The organism is Nocardia sp. NPDC058519 (assembly GCF_042719755.1).
Lineage (GTDB): Bacteria > Actinomycetota > Actinomycetes > Mycobacteriales > Mycobacteriaceae > Nocardia.
This window is the reverse complement of record NZ_JBHXNK010000001.1, coordinates 134,034-152,279: the sequence shown is the minus strand read 5'-3', so window position 1 is coordinate 152,279 and position 18,246 is coordinate 134,034. Positions and strand designations below refer to the sequence as shown.

Here is an 18,246-nt window from a genome sequence, read left to right as displayed (position 1 = left end):
GCACGATCGCCGACGCAAAACTAGAACACGTTCTATCATGGATCGCGCAGGGGGAGCGTGAGTATGGAGGACCTACATGCCGTTGGACCGGACCGACGAAGACCTGCTGGCGGCGGTGCGGGCGTCACCGCGTGCCGTGGCCGCGCACGACAAGACCGCCTGGGTCGGCCTGTTCGCCGAGCAGGCCGCGGTGCACGACCCGTACGGCTCGCGCGAGCACATCGGCCCCGACGCGATCTCGCGCTTCTACAACGTCTTCATCGCGCCGAATTCCATCGCCTTCCGCGTCGATCGCGATCTCGTCGCCGGGTACACGGTGGTGCGTGATCTGAACATCGAGACCACGATGTCGACCGGCGCCACCGTCACCGTGCCGATGCATCTGCGCTACGACCTGGTCGGCACCGACGGCGGCTGGCGAATCGCGCGGCTCGCCGCGCACTGGGAGCTGGGGGTGATGATCGCGCGACTGCTGCGCACGGGGCCGTCCGGACTGCTCGCGGGCGCGAAGCTCGGGCCGCAACTCGTCGCCGAGCTCGGTGTGGGCGGTGCGATGGGCATGATGCGGGCGCTGCGCGGGGTGGGTGGCTCCGGCAAGCGCATCGTCGGCAGGCTGTTCGCCGCGGCCGCGTCCGGCGACTCGGGTGGCGTGCGGGCGCTGCTCGATGAGCGGACGGTGGTCGAGCTGCCCGCCGGGCACCCGATCTCGGTGGCGGAGTTCGCCGAACGCGCGCGAGGCATGAAGTGGGACAAGATGATCGCCGCCGGGCGCACGGTCAGCGTGAGCGTGCGGGTCGGTGCGGCACCGGGCGTGGCGTTCGTCGACTTCGCGCCCGACTCTGCGCGTATCGCCAAGGTGACTGTCTTTCTCGACGGGAATCCGTCCGAAAGCTAGCGACGCGGCCGGCTCTGCCCTGATGGCCGTCCTCGGCCCGGCATTCACCGCGCCGACGCCCGGGCAACCGGCTCCGGCGCGGCGTCACCGGCGGTAGGTTGGTGGCGTCGACGGCGAGGAGGTCTTCATGCACATGCGCGGGGTGGTTCTGCCCGGTGACGAGGAGCGCGACCTGTGGGTCGTCGACGGCCATGTGACCTTCGAGCCGGTCGCGGACGCGGACACGCTGTGCCGGACCGGCTGGATCGTGCCCGGCCTGGTCGACGCCCACTGTCATGTCGGCATTCGCTACGGCGGCGGGGACGAGACCCACGAGGGCGCGATCGAGCAGGCCGAGACCGAACGCGACGTGGGCGCGCTGCTCCTGCGCGACGCGGGCTCGCCGATCGACACCCGTTTCATCGACGAGCACGCCGAGCTGCCGCGGATCATCCGCGCGGGCCGCCACATCGCCCGCCCCAAGCGCTACATCCGCGAACTCGGCATCGAACTCGACGACGAACGCGACCTGCCCGAGATCGTCGCCGAGCAGGCCCGCTTCGGCGACGGCTGGGTGAAGATCGTCGGCGACTGGATCGACCGGGCGGTCGGCGACCTGCGGCCGCTGTGGAGCGACGACATCCTGAAGCAGGCCATCGACGCGGCCCACGCGAACGGGGCCAGGGTCACCGCGCACGTGTTCGGTGAGGACGCGCTGCCTGGTCTGATCAACGCGGGCATCGACTGCCTCGAACACGGCACCGGCATCACCGACGACACCATCGAGCTGATGGTGGCCAACGGCACCGCCCTCGTCCCCACCCTGATCAACATCGACACCTTCCCCGGCATCGCCGACAGCGCCACGAAGTTCCCGGTCTACGCCGCCCACATGCGCGATCTGCACCGGCGCGTGCGCGACACCGTCGGCAAAGCCCACGAGGCGGGCGTCCCGATCTACGCCGGCACCGACGCGGGCGGTTCCATCCGTCACGGCCGCATCGCCGACGAGATCACCGCCCTGTCCGGCGCGGGCCTGTCACCCCACGAGGCCCTCGGCGCCGCCTCCTGGAACGCCCGCACCTGGCTGGGCCGCCCCAGCATCGAAGAGGGCGCCCCGGCCGACTTCGTCGTCTACGCCCACGACCCTCGCGTGGACCCCCAATCGCTCACCGACCCACAATGGGTTGTGCTGCGTGGTCTGGTGGTGAAGACCCCCGACCCCGTCACCGGGCACCGCTGAATCGGCGTTGCGCGGCGATAGCGGAGGCGATTTCCGGCCGCGGCGGGTCGTCTGGCAGAATGAACCACCGTCCTTCCTGGACAGTGTCAGCCCGTCTCCGGTTACGTACCGCGCGGCGGTCACGCACGCATGCGCGAAACCGGACCCGCAGACCATGCGGGTCGCCGAATCGCGTGGTGACCAAACTACTGAAAGAAGACTGACCAGCATGGCTGTCAAGATCAAGCTCACTCGTCTCGGCAAGATCCGCAACCCGCAGTACCGCGTCGTCGTCGCCGACGCCCGCACCCGTCGTGACGGCCGGGCCATCGAGTCCATCGGCCTGTACCACCCGAAGGAAGAGCCTTCGCTGATCCAGATCGACGCCGATCGCGTCGCGTACTGGCTGTCCGTCGGCGCGCAGCCGACCGAGTCGGTGCAGCGTCTGCTCGAGATCACCGGCGACTGGCAGAAGTTCAAGGGCCTGCCGGGCACCGAGGGCACCCTGAAGGTCAAGGCCCCGAAGACCTCCAAGCTGGACCTGTTCAACGCCGCGCTCGCCGCCGCCGACAACGCGCCCACCACCGAGGCCGTCACCCCGAAGAAGAAGGCCGCCAAGAAGGACGAGGCTGCCGCTGAGGAAGCCACCACCGAGGCTGCCGAGTAATGACTGCTGTTGTTGCCGATGCCGTCGAACATCTGGTTCGCGGCATCGTCGCCAACCCTGACGACGTCCGTGTCGAGCTGCTCACCGGACGTCGTGGACGCACCGTCGAGGTACACGTCCATCCTGAAGACCTGGGCAAGGTGATCGGGCGCGGTGGTCGTACCGCGACCGCGCTGCGCACCCTGGTCGCCGGCATCGGCGGCCGTGGGATCCGGGTCGACGTGGTCGATACCGACGCCTAGATGGAACTCGTCGTAGGTCGGGTCGCCAAGTCGCACGGCGTGCGCGGCGAACTCGTCGTCGATGTTCGCACCGACGAGCCGGACGTCCGGTTCGCGCCGGGCGTCACTTTGCGCGGCAGGATGCCGAAGTCCTCGGCGACCCGTGACTACACCGTGAAGTCGGCCCGAGAGCACTCGGGCCGGCTTCTGGTGTTCGTCGACGGTATCGACGACCGCACCGCCGCCGATGCCCTGCGCGGCACCTTGTTCGTCGTCGACAGCGAGTCGCTGCCGCCGTCGGAGGATGACGACGCCTTCTACGACCACGAACTCGAAGGCCTTCGGGTCGAGTTCGCCGACGGCACCGAAGTCGGCACGGTCACCGAGGTGCTGCATTCGGCCGCGGGTGAACTGCTGTCGGTGCGTGCCGCCGACGACGGTCGCGAAATTCTCATTCCCTTTGTCACCGCCATCGTGCCGACGGTTTCGCTCGCCGATGGACTGGTGGTCATCACACCGCCCGAGGGCCTGCTCGATCCGGAGTAATTCGTGCAACTCGACGTCGTCACGATCTTCCCGGAGTATCTCGAGCCGCTGCGCACCGCACTGCTCGGCAAGGCCGTCGACAAGGGCCTGATCTCGGTCGGTGTGCACGACCTGCGTCACTGGACGCACGACGTGCACAAGTCGGTCGACGACTCGCCCTACGGTGGTGGTCCCGGCATGGTCATGAAGCCCACTGTCTGGGGCGACGCCTTGGACGAGGTATGCCCCGACGACGCGTTGCTCGTCGTCCCCACCCCGGCCGGTGTGCCGTTCACCCAGGCCACCGCGCAGCGCTGGGCCACCGAGAAACACCTCGTCTTCGCCTGCGGGCGCTACGAGGGCATCGATCAGCGCGTGTTCGACGACGCCGCCCGCCGCGTGCGCGTGGAAGAGGTGAGCATCGGCGACTACGTGCTCATCGGCGGCGAGGCCGCGGTGCTCGTGATGACCGAGGCCGTGGTGCGCCTGATCCCCGGCGTGCTCGGCAATCAGCAGTCCCACCAGGAGGATTCGTTCTCCGACGGACTCCTCGAGGGCCCCAGCTACACCCGGCCGGTGTCGTGGCGGGGCCTCGATGTGCCTCCGATCCTGCTCTCGGGCGATCACGCCAAGGTAGCTGCGTGGCGCCACGAACAGTCACTGGAACGGACGGCGCGGCGTCGTCCCGATCTGCTGCCCTGAACTATCCCGTGATCACACGGGTGGTGATGCAGAACGGATGCCCGGCGGGGTCGAGCAATACGCGCCAGCGCGGATCCGGTTGCACCGGTGCGGGTTTCGCGCCGATCGCGAGGGCGTGCTGTTCGCATAGGTCCAGGTCGGCATCGGCGGCGAGGTCCAGGTGTACCGCGGCTGTACCGGGCCACTGCGGCGGATAATAGTCCTCGACGCGTTGCGCGGCGACCGTCAGTCCCGACGGGATACGGATCCCGACGCTGTGCGCGTCGTTCCACAGGACACGGCCACCGAGCAGCCCGAGATAGAAGCGGGCGAGGGACTCGGGGTCGTCACAGTCCAGTGAGAGGCCGGCCAGTTGAAAAGGCTCCGTCATCGGACCGACGGTACCGGGCCGGATGCGCGCCGAGATTGTTTTGCCCAAAGACAGTTGGGTATCCATTGCGGTCATGCGTTGTGCGATCGTCCAACCTGAGACTTGCTGGTTCCATTCGGAATAGGTTCGGTACCTGCGTCTTTCGGTGCGATCGGGTCCGGAGCGGTGAATCCGAGCGGGCTGCGCGCCGATGCTCCCAGTACAGGCATTGCGTCCGTGGGTGATTGGCTGTTATCGACGTGCGTGTGATGCGAGTTCCGATGCCGGTGTGTCGCGCCGCCGCGGGCGATCGAGTGCGCCCGCGTGACTGTTCCAGGGCATTGGAACACCCATGGCGGCCGAACGAAAGTGATATATCGCACATATCAGACAGGGGTGTGAACGGGGCTGTGTGACGGCGGTTCAGGGCAGCAAGCCGTGCCGCCGTGCCAGCACCACGGCCTCGTGTCGAGTGCTCGCATCGAGCTTGCTCATCGCCTGCCGCAGATAGCTCTTCACTGTTTCGGCGCCGAGCGAGAGCCGAAGCGCCGCTTCCTGATTCGTGCAGCCGAGCGCGATCTGAGCGAGCACATCGAGCTCGCGCCGTGACAGTCGCGGCGCATCGCCGCCGGGGCCGCCGGTCATTACCCCGGTCAATCGTTCGCACACCCCGGAAAGCCGGTCGCGCAGTGCGGGATCGCCGGTCTCGGTCGCGAGGGCGCGCAGTTCGGCGTGGATCTCGCGCAACTCCTCGGTCACCGCGGGCGTGGACGCGGGCGGCGGCGTCGCGAGGTCGAGTAGCCGGACCCGCCGGTCCACCTCATCGCGGACGGCGATCTCGGCGGCCAGCCGTCGACCCGCCTGCAGGATCACCTCGGCGGTGCGGTCGCCGAGGGGGGTCGCGCCACGCGTGGCCGCGTAGAGCACCGCGCGCGGCCGGTCGGCGACCAGGACCGGCACGGCGAGCACCGACCGCAGCCCTTCGCCGACCACCGCGGCGTCGTAGTGGTGGGTGATGGTGGACGCGCCCCGGTAGTCGGCCACCGACGCGGGCCTGCGGTACTCCATGGCCTGTCCGCCGAGCCCGGAGGTACGCAGCACCGACAGCCCGCGCAGTCCCGTGGTGACGGTGCCCGCGAACTCGGTGAGCAGCAGGGTGTCCTCGTCCACCGCGCCGCCGAAGACCACCGGGACGCCCGCCCGTCGCGCCACCCAGCGGATCTCGGCGCGCAGCGCGTCACCGTCGCGCGGGCGCAACAGGGAAGTCATAGGTCACCCCTTTTCGGGGGTAGTGGTGGACGTGAGCTATGCCACATTCTAAGGCAGACCCGGCGGCCGTTGCCCGGGGTGTTGAGGAGAAGCTGCGATGACTACCGACCTGGACGCGCGGGTGCGCGACCTGCTCGACGACTACGACGGACCCGAGGCCTGCGCGGCCGAACTGCTCTGCGATCGGCATCCGGCCGAGCGGATCGCGTTCACCGTGGTCGAAGCCGATCTGAGCGCGCACGAGCTGACCTACGGCGAGCTGCGGGAGCGCTCGGCCCGGTTCGCCGCGGCGCTGGCCGAACTCGGCGTCGAATCGGGCGACCGGGTGGCGACGCTGATGGGGAAGTCCGCCGAGCTCGTGGTGGCCCTGCTCGGCCTCTGGCGCCGTGGCGCGGTGCACGTCCCGTTGTTCACCGCGTTCGCCGCACCCGCCATCGAGTTCCGGCTGAGCGCGAGTCACGCGAAAGTCGTTGTCGCCGACGCCGACCAGGCGCCGAAACTCGCGGGGACCGACTGTCGGACGATCGTCGTCGGCGCGGCCGAGATCCCCGGCGCGCTGCGCTTCGACGATCTGCTCGCCCGGCACCGGTCCGACGATCCGCGCGCGCGGCCGGTGGCGGTCGGCGGCGTCGGTCTGCTGGTGCAGTTGTTCACCAGCGGCACCACCGGAACCCCCAAAGGGGTGCCGATCCCGGTCCGTGCGCTGGCGTCCTTCCACGCCTACCAGGAGTTCGCCCTCGACGTTCGCCCCGAGGACGTCTTCTGGAACGCGGCCGACCCGGGCTGGGCGTACGGCCTCTACTACGCGATCCTGGGTCCGCTGGCCACCGGCGTGCGCAGCCTGCTGCTGCACGCGGGTTTCTCGGCGCCACTCACCTGGGACGTGCTGCGGCGCTTCGGTGTCACCAACTTCGCCGCGGCGCCGACCGTCTACCGGGCGTTGCGCGCCGACAGCGGTCCGGTCCCGGACGGCTTCGCGCTGCGCAGGGCGTCGTCGGCGGGGGAGCCGTTGACCCCGGACGTGGTCGCGTGGTCGCAGCGGAACCTCGGGGTGGCGGTGCGTGATCACTACGGCCAGACCGAGCACGGCATGGTCATCTGCCACGCGTGGCACCCCGCCCTCGATGTCGCCGCCCCGCTCGGTTCCATGGGCAGACAGCTGCCCGGGTGGTCCTGTGCGGTCCTGGCCGAGGACGCCGACATCGAGGCAGCACCCGGCGAGATCGGCCGGGTCGCCATCGACACCGACCACAGCCCGCTGCTCTGGTTCCTCGGCTACCTCGACGATCCGGAACGCACCGCGAGCCGATTCACCGCCGACGGACGCTGGTATCTGACCGGTGACGTCGGCGCCCGCGACGCCGACGGCTGCTTCCGCTTCAGCGCCCGCGACGACGACGTGATCATCATGGCGGGCTACCGGATCGGCCCGTTCGAGGTCGAGAGCGTGCTTGTCCTGCACGATCAGGTCGCCGAGGCCGCCGTGGTCGGCATGCCCGACGAACTCCGCGGCGAGGTACTCGAGGCTTTCGTGGTGACCCGCGCCGGCACCGAGGGCACTGCTGAGCTGACCGCCGAACTGCAGCAACTCGTCAAGGACAAGTTCGCCGCCCACGCCTATCCGAGAAGGGTCCACTTCGTGGACAGTCTGCCCAAGACCCCGAGCGGCAAGGTGCAGCGATTCCTGCTGCGTGGCAAGGAGATCCGCTGATGTCCGAACTCAGCTACACCTGCGGTCCGGCCGGCACGCCACTGCTCGGCGACACCATCGGCGCGAACCTCGACCGCACCGTCGCCGCCCACCCGGCGCGCGATGCGCTCATCGACTGCCCGACGGGGCGCCGCTGGACCTACCGCGAGCTGGGCGCCGCTGTCGACGCCGTCGCGACCGGCCTCACCGCCCGCGGCATCGGCCCCGGTGACCGGGTCGGCATCTGGGCGCCCAATTGCGCGGAATGGCTTCTCGTGCAGTACGCCACCGCGAAGATCGGCGCGATCCTGGTCAATATCAATCCCGCCTACCGCACCAGCGAACTCGAATACGTTCTCGGCCAGGCCGGGGTGCGAATGCTGGTCGCCGCACCGGAGTTCAAGACCTCGGACTACGTCGCGATGATCGAGCAGGTCCGGCCGAACTGTCCGGCCCTGGAACAGGTGCTGATCCTGGGTACCGAGCAGTGGCAGCAGGTGGCCGAGACGGTGCCCGACGCCGCAGGGCTTGGCGCGATCGCCGAGACGCTGTCGGCCGACGATCCGATCAATATCCAATACACCTCGGGCACAACAGGTTTCCCGAAGGGCGCGACGCTGAGCCACCACAACATTCTCAACAACGGGTTCTTCGTGGGCGAGCTGTGCGGATACACCGAAGCCGACCGGGTCTGCATCCCGGTTCCCTACTACCACTGCTTCGGCATGGTGATGGGCAATCTCGCGGCCACCTCACACGGTGCGGCCGTGGTGATTCCGGCGCCGTCGTTCGATCCGGCCGCGACGCTGGCCGCCGTCGCCGCCGAACGCTGCACCTCGCTCTACGGGGTTCCGACGATGTTCATCGCGATGCTGGCCGAACTCGACAGCGGCGCCACACCGGAGCTGTCCAGCCTGCGCACCGGCATCATGGCGGGCTCGCCGTGCCCGGTGGAGGTGATGAAACGAGTGATCGACCGGCTCGGCATGGCCGAGGTCGCGATCTGCTACGGCATGACCGAGACCTCGCCGGTCTCCACCCAGACCCGTCGCGACGACAGCATCGACCGCCGCACCGCCACCGTCGGCCGGGTCGGCCCACACCTCGAGGTCAAGGTGGTCGACCCGGAGACCGGGCGCACCGTGCCACGCGGGGAACCGGGTGAACTGTGCACCCGCGGCTACTCGGTGATGCTCGGCTACTGGGAACAGCCCGACAAGACCGCCGAGGCGATCGACGCCGCCCGCTGGATGCACACCGGCGACATCGGCGTGATGGACGACGACGGCTACCTCTCGGTCACCGGCCGGATCAAGGACATGGTCATCCGCGGCGGCGAGAACATCTATCCCCGCGAGATCGAGGAGTTCCTCTACACGCACCCCGATATCGTCGACGCCCAGGTCATCGGCGTCCCCGACGCCAAATACGGCGAAGAGCTCATGGTCTGGCTGCGCTTGCGCGACGGCGCGGCCCTGCTCGATGCCGCCGCCATCCGCGCCTTCTGCGCAGGCCGCCTTGCCCACTACAAGATCCCGCGCTATGTGCACGTCGTCGACGAATTCCCGATGACGGTCACCGGCAAGGTCCGCAAAGCGGAGATGCGTGAGCTGGCCGAGCGCATCCTCGAAGGCTCCGACTCGGCGCAAATGTAGTGCAGCGCAACGTCACTCATCCGGTCGCGCCGCCCCGATCACGCCGGTAGCCTGGGCCAGGCGGTTCGTGCCGGGCCGCGAGATGATCTGGGGGATACGGTGATCCGTCGTCTGTCGATGATGGCCATGACGGTGTGCGCGTTGATCGCGGCGAGCGGGGGACCGGCCGGTGCCGGGCCGGGCGGTGCCGTGGTGCTGCCATCGCCGGTCGGCGCGCTGCCGGTCGGCACGACGACGCTGCATCTGGTCGATCCGGCACGGCCGGACCCGTTCGCGCCGGACCGGACCCGGGAGCTGATGGTGTCGGTGTTCTACCCGGCCACCGACGTCGAGCGGCATCCGCGCGCGCACTACGTCTCGACCGAGCTGATTCCCGGGTTGGAACAGTCGCTGGGTGTCGAATTGCCCGGCGCGCTGACCAACTCCCACCGCGACGCGCCCGCCCGTGCCGAGGCGGCCTATCCGGTCGTGCTCTACACACCGGGCGCCGGGGTGTCGCGACTGTTCGGCACCGGTCTGGCCGAGGACCTCGCCAGTCGTGGCTATGTCGTGGTGACCGTCGACCACACCTACGAGGCGCCCGTCGTGGAATTCCCCGGCGGTCGCCTCGTTCGGGCCGCGGCCGCCCCGAACGGGTTCGACACCGAGATCAGGGCGAAGTACGTCGCCACCCGGCTGCTCGACTTCCGCCTCGTGCTCGACTCACTGACCGGGCTGGCCGGTGGCACGAACCCCGACGCCGAACAGCGCGCGCTCCCCGCTGATCTCGGGCGGATCCTGAATCTGGACCGGATCGGCACGGTCGGCCACTCGTCGGGCGGCTACACCGCGGTGGAATCGATGCACGAGGACCGCCGGATCGACGCCGCCGTCGACCTCGACGGGCAGCTCGGGGTCGACGAGGCCTTCGGGCGCGCGGTGACCGAGGGCCTCGACCGGCCGACGCTCGTGCTCACCAGCGCCCAGATCGAGGAGGTCGGCGACGCGAACCCGTCGCTGAACGCGTTCTGGCGCACGGCGACCGGCTGGAAACGGCACCTGGCGATCCATGACACGGCCCACTACGACTTCACCGACATGCCGCTGCTCGTCCCCGCGCTCGCCCGGCCCGCCGCCTCGACCTACATCGGCGCGATGGCGCCGGACCGTTCGGCGGCGCTCGTGCACGGCTACGTCGCCGCGATGTTCGACCGGTTCCTGCGCGACCGCACCGACACCGTGCTGGATCGGCCGGTGACCGAACCCGAGGTGAGGACAATCCGCTGACCTGGGTGCCAGCGGGGTGTCGGTGCGGAGCTGTAGTCTCTGCGGCTGTGACGACAGCGCCCGAGATCGCCGACAGCACGACCACCATCGCCAGCGTAGGCAGGCGGATCGCCGATGAACTGGGGGTACGCGAGACCCAGGTCCGCGCCGCCGTCGAACTGCTCGACGGCGGTTCGACGGTTCCGTTCATCGCGCGGTACCGCAAGGAGGTCACCGACGGCCTCGACGATGCCCAGCTGCGTCAGCTCGAGGAACGGCTCGGCTATCTGCGTGAGCTCGACGAGCGCCGCGGCGCGATCATCGAATCCATCCGCGGCCAAGGCAAACTCGATCCCGCCCTGCACTCGCAGCTCATGCTCGCCGAGACCAAGGCGCGCCTGGAAGACATCTACCTGCCGTACAAACCCAAGCGCCGCACCAAGGCTCAGATCGCGCGCGAAGCCGGACACGAGCCGGTGGCCGACGCGCTGATCGGCGACCCGAACACCGATCCGGCCGGATACACCGCCGAACAGCTCGACGGTGCCCGCTCGATCCTCGTCGAACGCTTCGCCGAAGGCGCCGACCTGGTCGGTGAGCTGCGCGAGCTGATGTGGAATCGCGGTCGGGTCACCTCGACGGTGCGCGCGGGCAAAGAGGAGGCGGGGGCCAAGTTCTCCGACTACTTCGAGTTCAGCGAGCCGTTCCACAAACTGCCCTCGCACCGGATCCTGGCGCTGCTGCGCGGGGAGAAGGAAGAGATGCTCACGCTGCACCTCGAAGCCGACACCGAAGAGCCGGTACCCGGCGAGCGCACGATCTACGAGGGCCGCATCGCGGTCGCCTTCGGCATCGCCGACAAGGGCCGCCCGGCCGATTCCTGGCTGCTCGACACCGTCCGCTGGGCCTGGCGCACCAAACTGGCGGTGAGCCTGGGTATCGACACCAGGATGCGGTTGCGGCAGGCGGCGGAGAAGGACGCGGTCGACGTGTTCGCCGCGAATCTGCGCGACCTGCTGCTCGCCGCGCCCGCGGGTACCCGCACCACCATGGGCCTCGACCCGGGTTACCGCACCGGTGTGAAGGTCGCCGTCGTCGACGCCACCGGAAAGGCCGTGGCGACCGAGGTCATCTACCCGCACAAGCCGCAGGGTCAGACCGAGAAGTCCCTCGCCGTGCTGGCCGCGCTCGTCGCCCGCTTCAATGTGGAGCTCATCGCGATCGGCAACGGCACCGCCTCGCGCGAGACCGATGCCCTTGCGGTGGAACTGATCTCGCGGATCCCGGAGAACAAGCCGACCAAGATCGTGGTGTCGGAGGCGGGCGCTTCGGTGTACTCCGCCTCGGCCTACGCTTCGGCCGAACTGCCCGACATGGACGTATCGCTGCGCGGCGCGGTCTCCATCGCCCGGCGTCTGCAGGACCCGCTCGCCGAACTGGTGAAGATCGATCCCAAGTCGATCGGTGTCGGCCAGTACCAGCACGACGTATCCGAGACGCTGCTGGCGCGCTCGCTGGGCGCCGTCGTCGAAGACGCGGTGAACGCGGTCGGTGTCGACGTGAACACCGCCTCGGTGCCGCTGCTCTCGCGTGTGTCGGGTGTATCTGGCTCGGTGGCGGAAAGCATTGTGGCCCACCGTGATCAGAACGGGCCGTTCCGCAGCCGTACCGCCCTGCTCGAGGTACCGCGCCTCGGTCCCAAGGCCTTCGAGCAGTGCGCGGGCTTCCTTCGCATCCGCGGCGGCGTCGACCCGCTCGACACCTCCGCCGTGCACCCCGAGGCCTACCCGGTGGTGCGTCGCATTCTCGAGCACACCGGCCGGGAGATGGCCGAGGTCATCGGCAATACCAGCACCTTGCGTGCGCTGAAGCCCGGCGACTTCACCGACGAGAAGTTCGGTGTGCCCACCGTCAGCGACATCATCGCCGAGCTGGAGAAGCCGGGCCTTGACCCGCGTCCGGAGTTCAAGACCGCCGAATTCGCCGCGGGCATCGAGAAGGTCGCCGATCTGAAGCCGGGGATGGTGCTCGAAGGCGTCGTCACGAATGTGGCCGCGTTCGGCGCGTTCGTCGATGTCGGCGTGCACCAGGACGGTCTCGTGCACGTGTCGGCGCTGTCGCACAACTTCGTCAAGGACCCGCGCGAAGTGGTGAAGTCCGGTGACGTGGTGAAGGTGAAGGTCCTCGAGGTCGACGTCGCGCGTCAGCGGATCGGACTCACCCTGCGTCTGGACGACGAGCCGGGCAAGCCCGCGCAGGGGGACAATCGTGGTGGCGGTGCGCCGCGCGGTCAGGGTCGTGGCCAGGGCGGTCGCGGCCAGGCACCTGCTCGCAATCAAGGACAGGCTCGCAATCAGGGACAGGCTCGTCAGGGCAATGGGAACGGTGGTGGCAACCAGCGCAAACCGGCTGCCGCACCGACGGGATCGATGGCCGACGCGCTGCGCAAGGCCGGTTTCGGCAACAAGTAGGCACTCGACGACAGGGCAGGCGGCATGGGACGGTGGCTCGAACACGAGGTGATCGCGCACGGCCGCCTGCCCCTGCTCTGTTTCCTGCTGGGGTTCATCCTCGGCTTCGTGGTGATCCGGATCAGCGTGCGGATGATCCGGGCCAAGGTGCGCTGGTGGCCGGGCAATGTGAAGGCCGGCGACACCCACATCCATCACATGGTGTTCGGCGTGATCACGGTGCTGCTGTCGGGCATCGGGCTGATCGCCACCGCCGAGGACTCCACCCAGGTCACCTCGAGCGTGCTGGCGGCGCTGTTCGGGATCGGCGCCGCGCTGGTACTCGACGAGTTCGCGCTGATCTTCTATCTGCGTGACGTCTACTGGTCCGAACAGGGCCGCACCTCGGTGGACGCGGTGTTCGTCGCGCTCGCGGTGACCGGCTTGCTGCTGCTCGGCGTGCAGCCCGCGACGTTTCTGGACTACGACGATTTCCGGTCCTCGCGCGGTGTCGGGGTGCGACTGGGTGTGGCCGTCACGACCGTGGTGAACCTGTTGCTCGCCGCGGTGGTGATCGCCAAGGGCAAGATCTGGACCGGGTTGTTCGGCATGTTCTTCACCCCGCTGCTGCTGGTCGGCGCCGTGCGATTGAGCAGGCCAGGTGCGCCGTGGGCGCGCTGGCGCTACGGTCACCGGCCCAAGACCATGAATCGGGCGATCGAGCGGGAGCGGCGGTATCGCCGCCCGGTCATCCGCGCGAAGATCTTCGTCCAGGACCTGATCGCGGGCAAACCCGATGTCGAGCACGCACGCACCGCCGCCGAGGCCGAGTTGGCTCGCACGGTCGTTCCCGCGCCGTCCGCCCCGCCGCCGCACCCGCATCTGCTGCCGCGCCGCCGGGCCGATACCGTGTCCGACCAGTCAAGCGACGAGTAAGCCCCGATTTCGGTCGGGGCTACCCGGTCTGGCACAATGAACCGGTTGCCTTGGACGAGTCATGTCCGAGAGCACTCCTGTTCTGAGCATGAACCGGTCGAGCGCGCGAGTGCCGCCAGGTTCCTCTGTTCACGCGAAGAATCCGAAAAGGTGGAAAATGAACACCCTTGATTTCGTCGACGAGAAGTCGCTGCGTAGCGATGTCCCCGCATTCCGTCCGGGCGACACCCTGAACGTGCACGTGAAGGTCATCGAAGGCTCGAAGGAGCGCATCCAGGTCTTCAAGGGCGTCGTCATCCGGCGTCACGGCGGCGGCATCGGCGAGACCTTCACGGTCCGCAAGGTGTCCTTCGGCGTCGGTGTCGAGCGCACCTTCCCCGTGCACAGCCCCAACATCGACCACATCGATGTCGTGACCCGCGGTGACGTGCGTCGCGCCAAGCTGTACTACCTGCGCGATCTGCGCGGCAAGGCTGCCAAGATCAAGGAAAAGCGCTGATCTCGCAGTAGCACTTGGCAGTACCAGAATTCTTCAGGTAGCCCGGTACCCGACTCACGTCAGGGTGCCGGGCTACTCTGTTCGGCGTGGCAGACGAAAGTGAGTCGGTGTCGGTGTCCGATTCGGGTGACGACGGTGGGCGGCGCAGAAAAAAGCGCGGCGACAAGAAGCAGCGCCCGTTCTGGCAGGAGCTGCCGATACTGATCGTGATCGCGGCGGTGATCGCCGCGCTGATGGTGACTTTCGTCGGTCGGCCGTATGTGATCCCGTCGCAGTCGATGGAGAACACGCTGCAGATCGGTGATCGCATCTACGTCCAGAAGATCAGCTACTACGGCTCCGAACCCGGGCCGGGCGACGTGGTGGTCTTCGTCGGACCGCCGTCGTGGAACGGGCACTACAAGTCGGTCCGTTCCGACAACACCGTCCTGCGCGGACTGCAGAACTTCCTGTCCTACTTCGGGCTGGTCCCGCCGGACGAGAACGATCTGGTCAAGCGCGTCATCGCGGTCGGCGGGCAGACCGTGCAGTGCTGCGACCCGCAGGGCCGCGTCATGGTCGACGGCAAACCTCTCGACGAGCCGTACATCAAGAAGGATTACCCCTGGTACACCGACCGCCCCAACGCCGTGTACCCGGCGGGCCGGGTGTTCGGTCCGGTGAAGGTGCCGGAGGGCAATCTGTGGGTGATGGGCGACAACCGCAACGAGTCAGCTGATTCGCGCGCCCACGTCAGCGACGATCTGCAGGGCACGGTGCCGGTGGACAACGTCCGCGGCAAGACGGTGTTCAAGATCTGGCCGCCGAACCGTATGGGCCCGGTGAAGACGCAGAACGCGCAAGAGAACTGACACGTTGAGGACGGGCGTTCCGGGTCTAGTGCACCCGGAACGCCCAGGAGAACTGACGCGACGGGACAATCGAACTGTGGGGCAGGATCGGACCAGCTGGCCGCCGCGGATGGTGATGCGCCGGGCGGGCGGCCTACGCACGCTCGAGGCGGCGCTCGTGCGCGGTGGCCTCGCGCCGGTGGCCGGCGTCGACGAGGCGGGGCGCGGACCCTGCGCGGGCCCGCTGGTGGTCGCCGCGTGCCTGCTGGCGCCCAAGGCCTACGACAAGCTGGCCGGGCTAGACGACTCCAAGAAACTCACGGAGGCGGCTCGTGAGGAGCTGTTCCCGGTGGTTCAGCGATTGGCGCTGGCCTGGAGTGTCGTCGTGGTGCCCGCGTGGGAGATCGACTCGATCGGCATCCACGTCGCCAATATCGAGGGCATGCGCCGGGCTGTCGCAGGCCTCGAACGCACCCCCGGCTACATCCTGACCGACGGATTCAAGGTCCCCGGCCTGCCCGCCCCGTCGCTGCCGGTGATCGGCGGCGACGGCACCGCGGCCTGCATCGCGGCCGCGAGCATCCTGGCGAAAGTGACCAGGGACCGGATGATGGTCGAGCTCGACGCGCAGCTGCCCGGCTACGGTTTCGCCGCGCACAAGGGCTACAACACGCCCGAGCACACCGCGGCCCTGCGGCAGCTCGGACCAAGCACCGAGCACCGTCGTTCCTGGCGTAATGTGCGCGAGCTCGAGGTGCCCGGAGGTAGCCGAGTGGCTACTCCGGCGGCACATGCGCGATGATGTCAGCAATGAACGCGGCGCTGCTAGCAGGAGGACGTCCCACCCGATGAGTGCTGAGGACCTCGAGAAGTACGAAACCGAGATGGAACTGTCGTTGTACCGCGAGTACAAGGACATCGTCGGCCAGTTCTCGTACGTGGTGGAGACCGAACGGCGCTTCTACCTGGCCAATTCTGTCGAACTGCGCCCGCAGAACGCCGACGGCGAGGTGTATTTCGAAGTGCGGATGAGCGATGCGTGGGTGTGGGATATGTACCGCCCGGCCCGGTTCGTCAAGCATGTTCGGGTGATCACGTTCAAGGACGTGAACATCGAGGAGCTGGAGAAGCCGGACCTGCGCCTGCCGGAGTAGTTGTCCACAGGGGCGCGGTTATCCACAGGTTTTCTGTTTGCCCAGCTCGCGTGGGTCAGCCACGCGAGGGCTGGTGGCCATGCTTTCGCTCATGGCACACAAACAGGCGCTCGGCGCCTACGGGGAGAAGCTGGCCGCGCAGTATCTCTGCGAGACCGGGATGGAGATCGTCGCCCGCAATTGGCGGTGTCGATACGGTGAGCTGGATCTGATCGTCCAGGACCCGTCGGTCACCGTCTTCGTCGAGGTGAAGACGAGGTCGGGGCTTGGGTTCGGTACTCCCGCCGAGGCGGTCACGTTCAGCAAGCAACAGCGGATTCGGCGGCTGGCGCTGCTGTGGCTGGCCGAGCAGGACGGGCCGTGGCGGCGGATTCGCTTCGACGTCGTGTCGGTGCTGGTCCCGCGGGGGCGCGGACCGGTCATCGACCATCTGACCGGGGCCTTCTGATGGCACTCGGACGGGCGCTGTCGGTAGCGGTGACCGGGGTCGACGGCCAGCTGGTGGAGATCGAGGCCGATATCGGTCAGGGCCTGCCCTCGGTGAATCTCGTCGGGCTACCCGATACCGCGCTGCAGGAATCACGCAATCGGGTGCGTTCCGCGGTGGCCAATACGGGGGAGAAGTGGCCGGACGGTCGCGTGATCCTGGCACTCTCGCCGGCAACCCTGCCGAAGGTAGGAAGCGTTTACGACCTCGCGCTGGCCGTTTCCGTGCTCGACGCCTCCGGTGCGGTGCCCGGCGAGCGGCTCGTGAAGACGGTGCTGCTGGGGGAGTTGGCGCTCGACGGTCGGGTTCGGCGGGTGCGTGGTGTGTTGCCCGCCGTGATCGCGGCGCGAGCGGCCGGGCTGCCCACCGTGGTCGTGCCCGCCGAAGCGGTTGCCGAAGCGGGGCTGGTCGAGGGGATCGAGGTGCTCGGGGCGACGAGCCTGCGAGCGGTGGTCGCGTGGCTGCGCGGGGAGGGCAAGCTGGTCGAACCGGACGGTGTCGTGCCGGGGGCGCAGACTCCGTGTGGTGACCTCAGCGATGTCGTCGGTCAGGACGAGGCGCGCTGGGCGTTGGAGGTCGCGGCGGCGGGCGGGCATCACCTGTTGCTCACCGGGCCGCCCGGAATCGGCAAAACGATGCTGGCGCAACGTCTTCCAGGGCTGTTGCCTCCACTGTCGGAAGCGGAGTCCTTGGAGGTGACCGCGATCCACTCGATGGCGGGATCACTCTCGGCGGAGCAGCCGTTGCTCACGCGGGCTCCCTTTGTCGCCCCGCATCATTCGACGTCGGTGACCGCCATGATCGGCGGCGGTTCCGGTATGGCTCGTCCAGGCGCGGTGAGCCGGGCGCATCGCGGGGTGCTGTTCCTCGACGAATGCGCCGAGATCGGCACCAAAGTGCTGGAAGCGCTGCGGACTCCGCTCGAAGAGGGAGAGGTGCGCATCGCCCGGCGCGATGGTGTCGCCCGGTACCCGGCCCGCTTCCAACTCGTGCTGGCGGCCAATCCCTGCCCGTGCGCACCGGCGCGCGATGTCGACTGCATCTGCGCGCCGCTGGCTCGGCGCCGTTACCTGGGCAAACTATCGGGGCCGCTGCTCGATCGCATCGATATCTGGGTGCAGATGCACGGGCAGGCAGGCGCGACGTTCGGCGACGAGCAGGCCGAGAGCAGCACCACCGTGGCCGCGCGCGTTGCCCGAGCCAGAGTCCGCGCCGCGCAGCGGTGGAGCGAGGACGGGTGGGCGACCAACGCCGAAGTGCCAGGCCATGTCCTGCGCAAGCGGTTCAAGCTGCCACGGGAATCGATCGCGCCGATCGAGACGGCCTTACGGCTGGGGCGAATGTCGGCTCGTGGCGCCGACCGGGCGATCCGGGTCGCCTGGACGGTCTGCGATCTGCGCGAAGGGGAGTTGCCCACCGTGCAGGATGTGATGTCGTCGTTGAACTTCCGGCAGCGAGGTGCGCAGTGAGC

19 protein-coding genes are annotated in these 18,246 nt (G+C 68.5%); 17 read left to right on the top strand and 2 right to left on the bottom strand.

The features are described 5' to 3' along the window. The first annotated feature begins 76 nt into the window (after positions 1-76). From ACFWPK_RS00735 to trmD, 6 genes are all read left to right on the top strand, one after another. Positions 77-895: a nuclear transport factor 2 family protein gene (locus tag ACFWPK_RS00735; protein WP_378912415.1), complete on the top strand. Its 819-nt coding sequence runs from the start codon at positions 77-79 to the stop codon at positions 893-895. A 127-nt stretch (positions 896-1,022) separates the two neighbouring features. Beyond that, the gene (locus tag ACFWPK_RS00730; protein ID WP_378912414.1) at positions 1,023-2,117 is read left to right on the top strand and encodes an amidohydrolase family protein; all 1,095 of its coding nucleotides are present in this window, start codon (positions 1,023-1,025) and stop codon (positions 2,115-2,117) included. A gap of 208 nt (positions 2,118-2,325) precedes the next feature. Continuing rightward, a complete protein-coding gene (gene rpsP, locus ACFWPK_RS00725; RefSeq protein WP_378912413.1) occupies positions 2,326-2,763 on the top strand; it encodes a 30S ribosomal protein S16 in 438 nt (145 codons plus the stop codon). Next, positions 2,763-3,005: an RNA-binding protein gene (locus tag ACFWPK_RS00720; RefSeq protein WP_056811833.1), complete on the top strand. Its 243-nt coding sequence runs from the start codon at positions 2,763-2,765 to the stop codon at positions 3,003-3,005. The genes rpsP and ACFWPK_RS00720 overlap by 1 nt, the downstream gene beginning before the upstream one ends. Next, positions 3,006-3,530, top strand: a complete 525-nt coding sequence (gene rimM / locus ACFWPK_RS00715) for a ribosome maturation factor RimM (protein ID WP_378912412.1) — start codon at positions 3,006-3,008, stop codon at positions 3,528-3,530. Positions 3,531-3,533: 3 nt separating this feature from the next. Beyond that, positions 3,534-4,211: a tRNA (guanosine(37)-N1)-methyltransferase TrmD gene (gene trmD / locus ACFWPK_RS00710; RefSeq protein ID WP_378912411.1), complete on the top strand. Its 678-nt coding sequence runs from the start codon at positions 3,534-3,536 to the stop codon at positions 4,209-4,211. Position 4,212: 1 nt separating this feature from the next. Here the strand turns inward: trmD and ACFWPK_RS00705 are convergent, their stop codons facing one another. Further along, positions 4,213-4,581 carry a VOC family protein gene (locus ACFWPK_RS00705; RefSeq protein WP_378912410.1) on the bottom strand — a complete coding sequence of 123 codons (369 nt, stop codon included), beginning with the start codon at positions 4,579-4,581 and terminating at the stop codon, positions 4,213-4,215. Positions 4,582-4,983: 402 nt separating this feature from the next. Next, on the bottom strand, positions 4,984-5,829 hold the full coding sequence (locus tag ACFWPK_RS00700; RefSeq protein ID WP_378912409.1) for a LuxR C-terminal-related transcriptional regulator: 846 nt from the start codon (positions 5,827-5,829) through the stop codon (positions 4,984-4,986). 97 nt (positions 5,830-5,926) lie between these two features. Between ACFWPK_RS00700 and ACFWPK_RS00695 the strand changes: the two genes are divergently transcribed. The 11 genes from ACFWPK_RS00695 to ACFWPK_RS00645 all read left to right on the top strand — a co-directional run bounded on the left by ACFWPK_RS00695 (position 5,927) and on the right by ACFWPK_RS00645 (position 18,244). Further along, complete coding sequence (locus tag ACFWPK_RS00695; protein ID WP_378912408.1) at positions 5,927-7,540, top strand: AMP-binding protein; 1,614 nt, start codon at positions 5,927-5,929, stop codon at positions 7,538-7,540. Further along, the gene (locus tag ACFWPK_RS00690) at positions 7,540-9,174 is read left to right on the top strand and encodes an AMP-binding protein (RefSeq protein ID WP_378912407.1); all 1,635 of its coding nucleotides are present in this window, start codon (positions 7,540-7,542) and stop codon (positions 9,172-9,174) included. Before ACFWPK_RS00695 ends, ACFWPK_RS00690 begins: the two co-directional genes overlap by 1 nt. A gap of 99 nt (positions 9,175-9,273) precedes the next feature. After that, positions 9,274-10,440 carry an alpha/beta hydrolase family protein gene (locus ACFWPK_RS00685; RefSeq protein WP_378912406.1) on the top strand — a complete coding sequence of 389 codons (1,167 nt, stop codon included), beginning with the start codon at positions 9,274-9,276 and terminating at the stop codon, positions 10,438-10,440. A 47-nt stretch (positions 10,441-10,487) separates the two neighbouring features. Further along, positions 10,488-12,890, top strand: coding sequence for a Tex family protein (locus ACFWPK_RS00680; protein WP_378912405.1), 2,403 nt, complete (start codon positions 10,488-10,490; stop codon positions 12,888-12,890). A gap of 24 nt (positions 12,891-12,914) precedes the next feature. Further along, a complete protein-coding gene (locus tag ACFWPK_RS00675) occupies positions 12,915-13,805 on the top strand; it encodes a hypothetical protein (protein WP_378912404.1) in 891 nt (296 codons plus the stop codon). A gap of 157 nt (positions 13,806-13,962) precedes the next feature. Next, entirely contained in the window at positions 13,963-14,304 is a 342-nt protein-coding gene (rplS, locus tag ACFWPK_RS00670; protein WP_056811812.1) for a 50S ribosomal protein L19, read from the top strand. A gap of 86 nt (positions 14,305-14,390) precedes the next feature. Further along, the gene (gene lepB, locus ACFWPK_RS00665; RefSeq protein ID WP_378912403.1) at positions 14,391-15,155 is read left to right on the top strand and encodes a signal peptidase I; all 765 of its coding nucleotides are present in this window, start codon (positions 14,391-14,393) and stop codon (positions 15,153-15,155) included. A gap of 76 nt (positions 15,156-15,231) precedes the next feature. After that, positions 15,232-15,936, top strand: a complete 705-nt coding sequence (locus ACFWPK_RS00660) for a ribonuclease HII (RefSeq protein ID WP_378912402.1) — start codon at positions 15,232-15,234, stop codon at positions 15,934-15,936. Between the two features lie 46 nt (positions 15,937-15,982). After that, entirely contained in the window at positions 15,983-16,288 is a 306-nt protein-coding gene (locus ACFWPK_RS00655) for a DUF2469 domain-containing protein (protein WP_011210678.1), read from the top strand. Between the two features lie 91 nt (positions 16,289-16,379). Continuing rightward, positions 16,380-16,736 (top strand): YraN family protein, encoded by a 357-nt coding sequence (locus ACFWPK_RS00650; RefSeq protein ID WP_378912401.1) that lies wholly within the window; start codon positions 16,380-16,382, stop codon positions 16,734-16,736. Then, a complete protein-coding gene (locus tag ACFWPK_RS00645) occupies positions 16,736-18,244 on the top strand; it encodes a YifB family Mg chelatase-like AAA ATPase (RefSeq protein WP_378912400.1) in 1,509 nt (502 codons plus the stop codon). Before ACFWPK_RS00650 ends, ACFWPK_RS00645 begins: the two co-directional genes overlap by 1 nt. Positions 18,245-18,246 lie beyond the last annotated feature (2 nt).

What these genes read in the sequence shown, in the direction of transcription:
- rplS (WP_056811812.1), top strand. Translation starts at nt 13,963, where the DNA reads ATGAACACCCTTGATTTCGTCGACGAGAAGTCGCTGCGTAGCGATGTC.
- ACFWPK_RS00720 (WP_056811833.1), top strand. Translation starts at nt 2,763, where the DNA reads ATGACTGCTGTTGTTGCCGATGCCGTCGAACATCTGGTTCGCGGCATC.
- ACFWPK_RS00735 (WP_378912415.1), top strand. Translation starts at nt 77, where the DNA reads ATGCCGTTGGACCGGACCGACGAAGACCTGCTGGCGGCGGTGCGGGCG.
- ACFWPK_RS00700 (WP_378912409.1), bottom strand. Translation starts at nt 5,829, where the DNA reads ATGACTTCCCTGTTGCGCCCGCGCGACGGTGACGCGCTGCGCGCCGAG.
- ACFWPK_RS00730 (WP_378912414.1), top strand. Translation starts at nt 1,023, where the DNA reads ATGCACATGCGCGGGGTGGTTCTGCCCGGTGACGAGGAGCGCGACCTG.
- ACFWPK_RS00650 (WP_378912401.1), top strand. Translation starts at nt 16,380, where the DNA reads ATGGCACACAAACAGGCGCTCGGCGCCTACGGGGAGAAGCTGGCCGCG.
- ACFWPK_RS00645 (WP_378912400.1), top strand. Translation starts at nt 16,736, where the DNA reads ATGGCACTCGGACGGGCGCTGTCGGTAGCGGTGACCGGGGTCGACGGC.
- ACFWPK_RS00705 (WP_378912410.1), bottom strand. Translation starts at nt 4,581, where the DNA reads ATGACGGAGCCTTTTCAACTGGCCGGCCTCTCACTGGACTGTGACGAC.
- ACFWPK_RS00690 (WP_378912407.1), top strand. Translation starts at nt 7,540, where the DNA reads ATGTCCGAACTCAGCTACACCTGCGGTCCGGCCGGCACGCCACTGCTC.
- ACFWPK_RS00695 (WP_378912408.1), top strand. Translation starts at nt 5,927, where the DNA reads ATGACTACCGACCTGGACGCGCGGGTGCGCGACCTGCTCGACGACTAC.
- ACFWPK_RS00655 (WP_011210678.1), top strand. Translation starts at nt 15,983, where the DNA reads ATGAGTGCTGAGGACCTCGAGAAGTACGAAACCGAGATGGAACTGTCG.
- ACFWPK_RS00675 (WP_378912404.1), top strand. Translation starts at nt 12,915, where the DNA reads ATGGGACGGTGGCTCGAACACGAGGTGATCGCGCACGGCCGCCTGCCC.
- rpsP (WP_378912413.1), top strand. Translation starts at nt 2,326, where the DNA reads ATGGCTGTCAAGATCAAGCTCACTCGTCTCGGCAAGATCCGCAACCCG.
- rimM (WP_378912412.1), top strand. Translation starts at nt 3,006, where the DNA reads ATGGAACTCGTCGTAGGTCGGGTCGCCAAGTCGCACGGCGTGCGCGGC.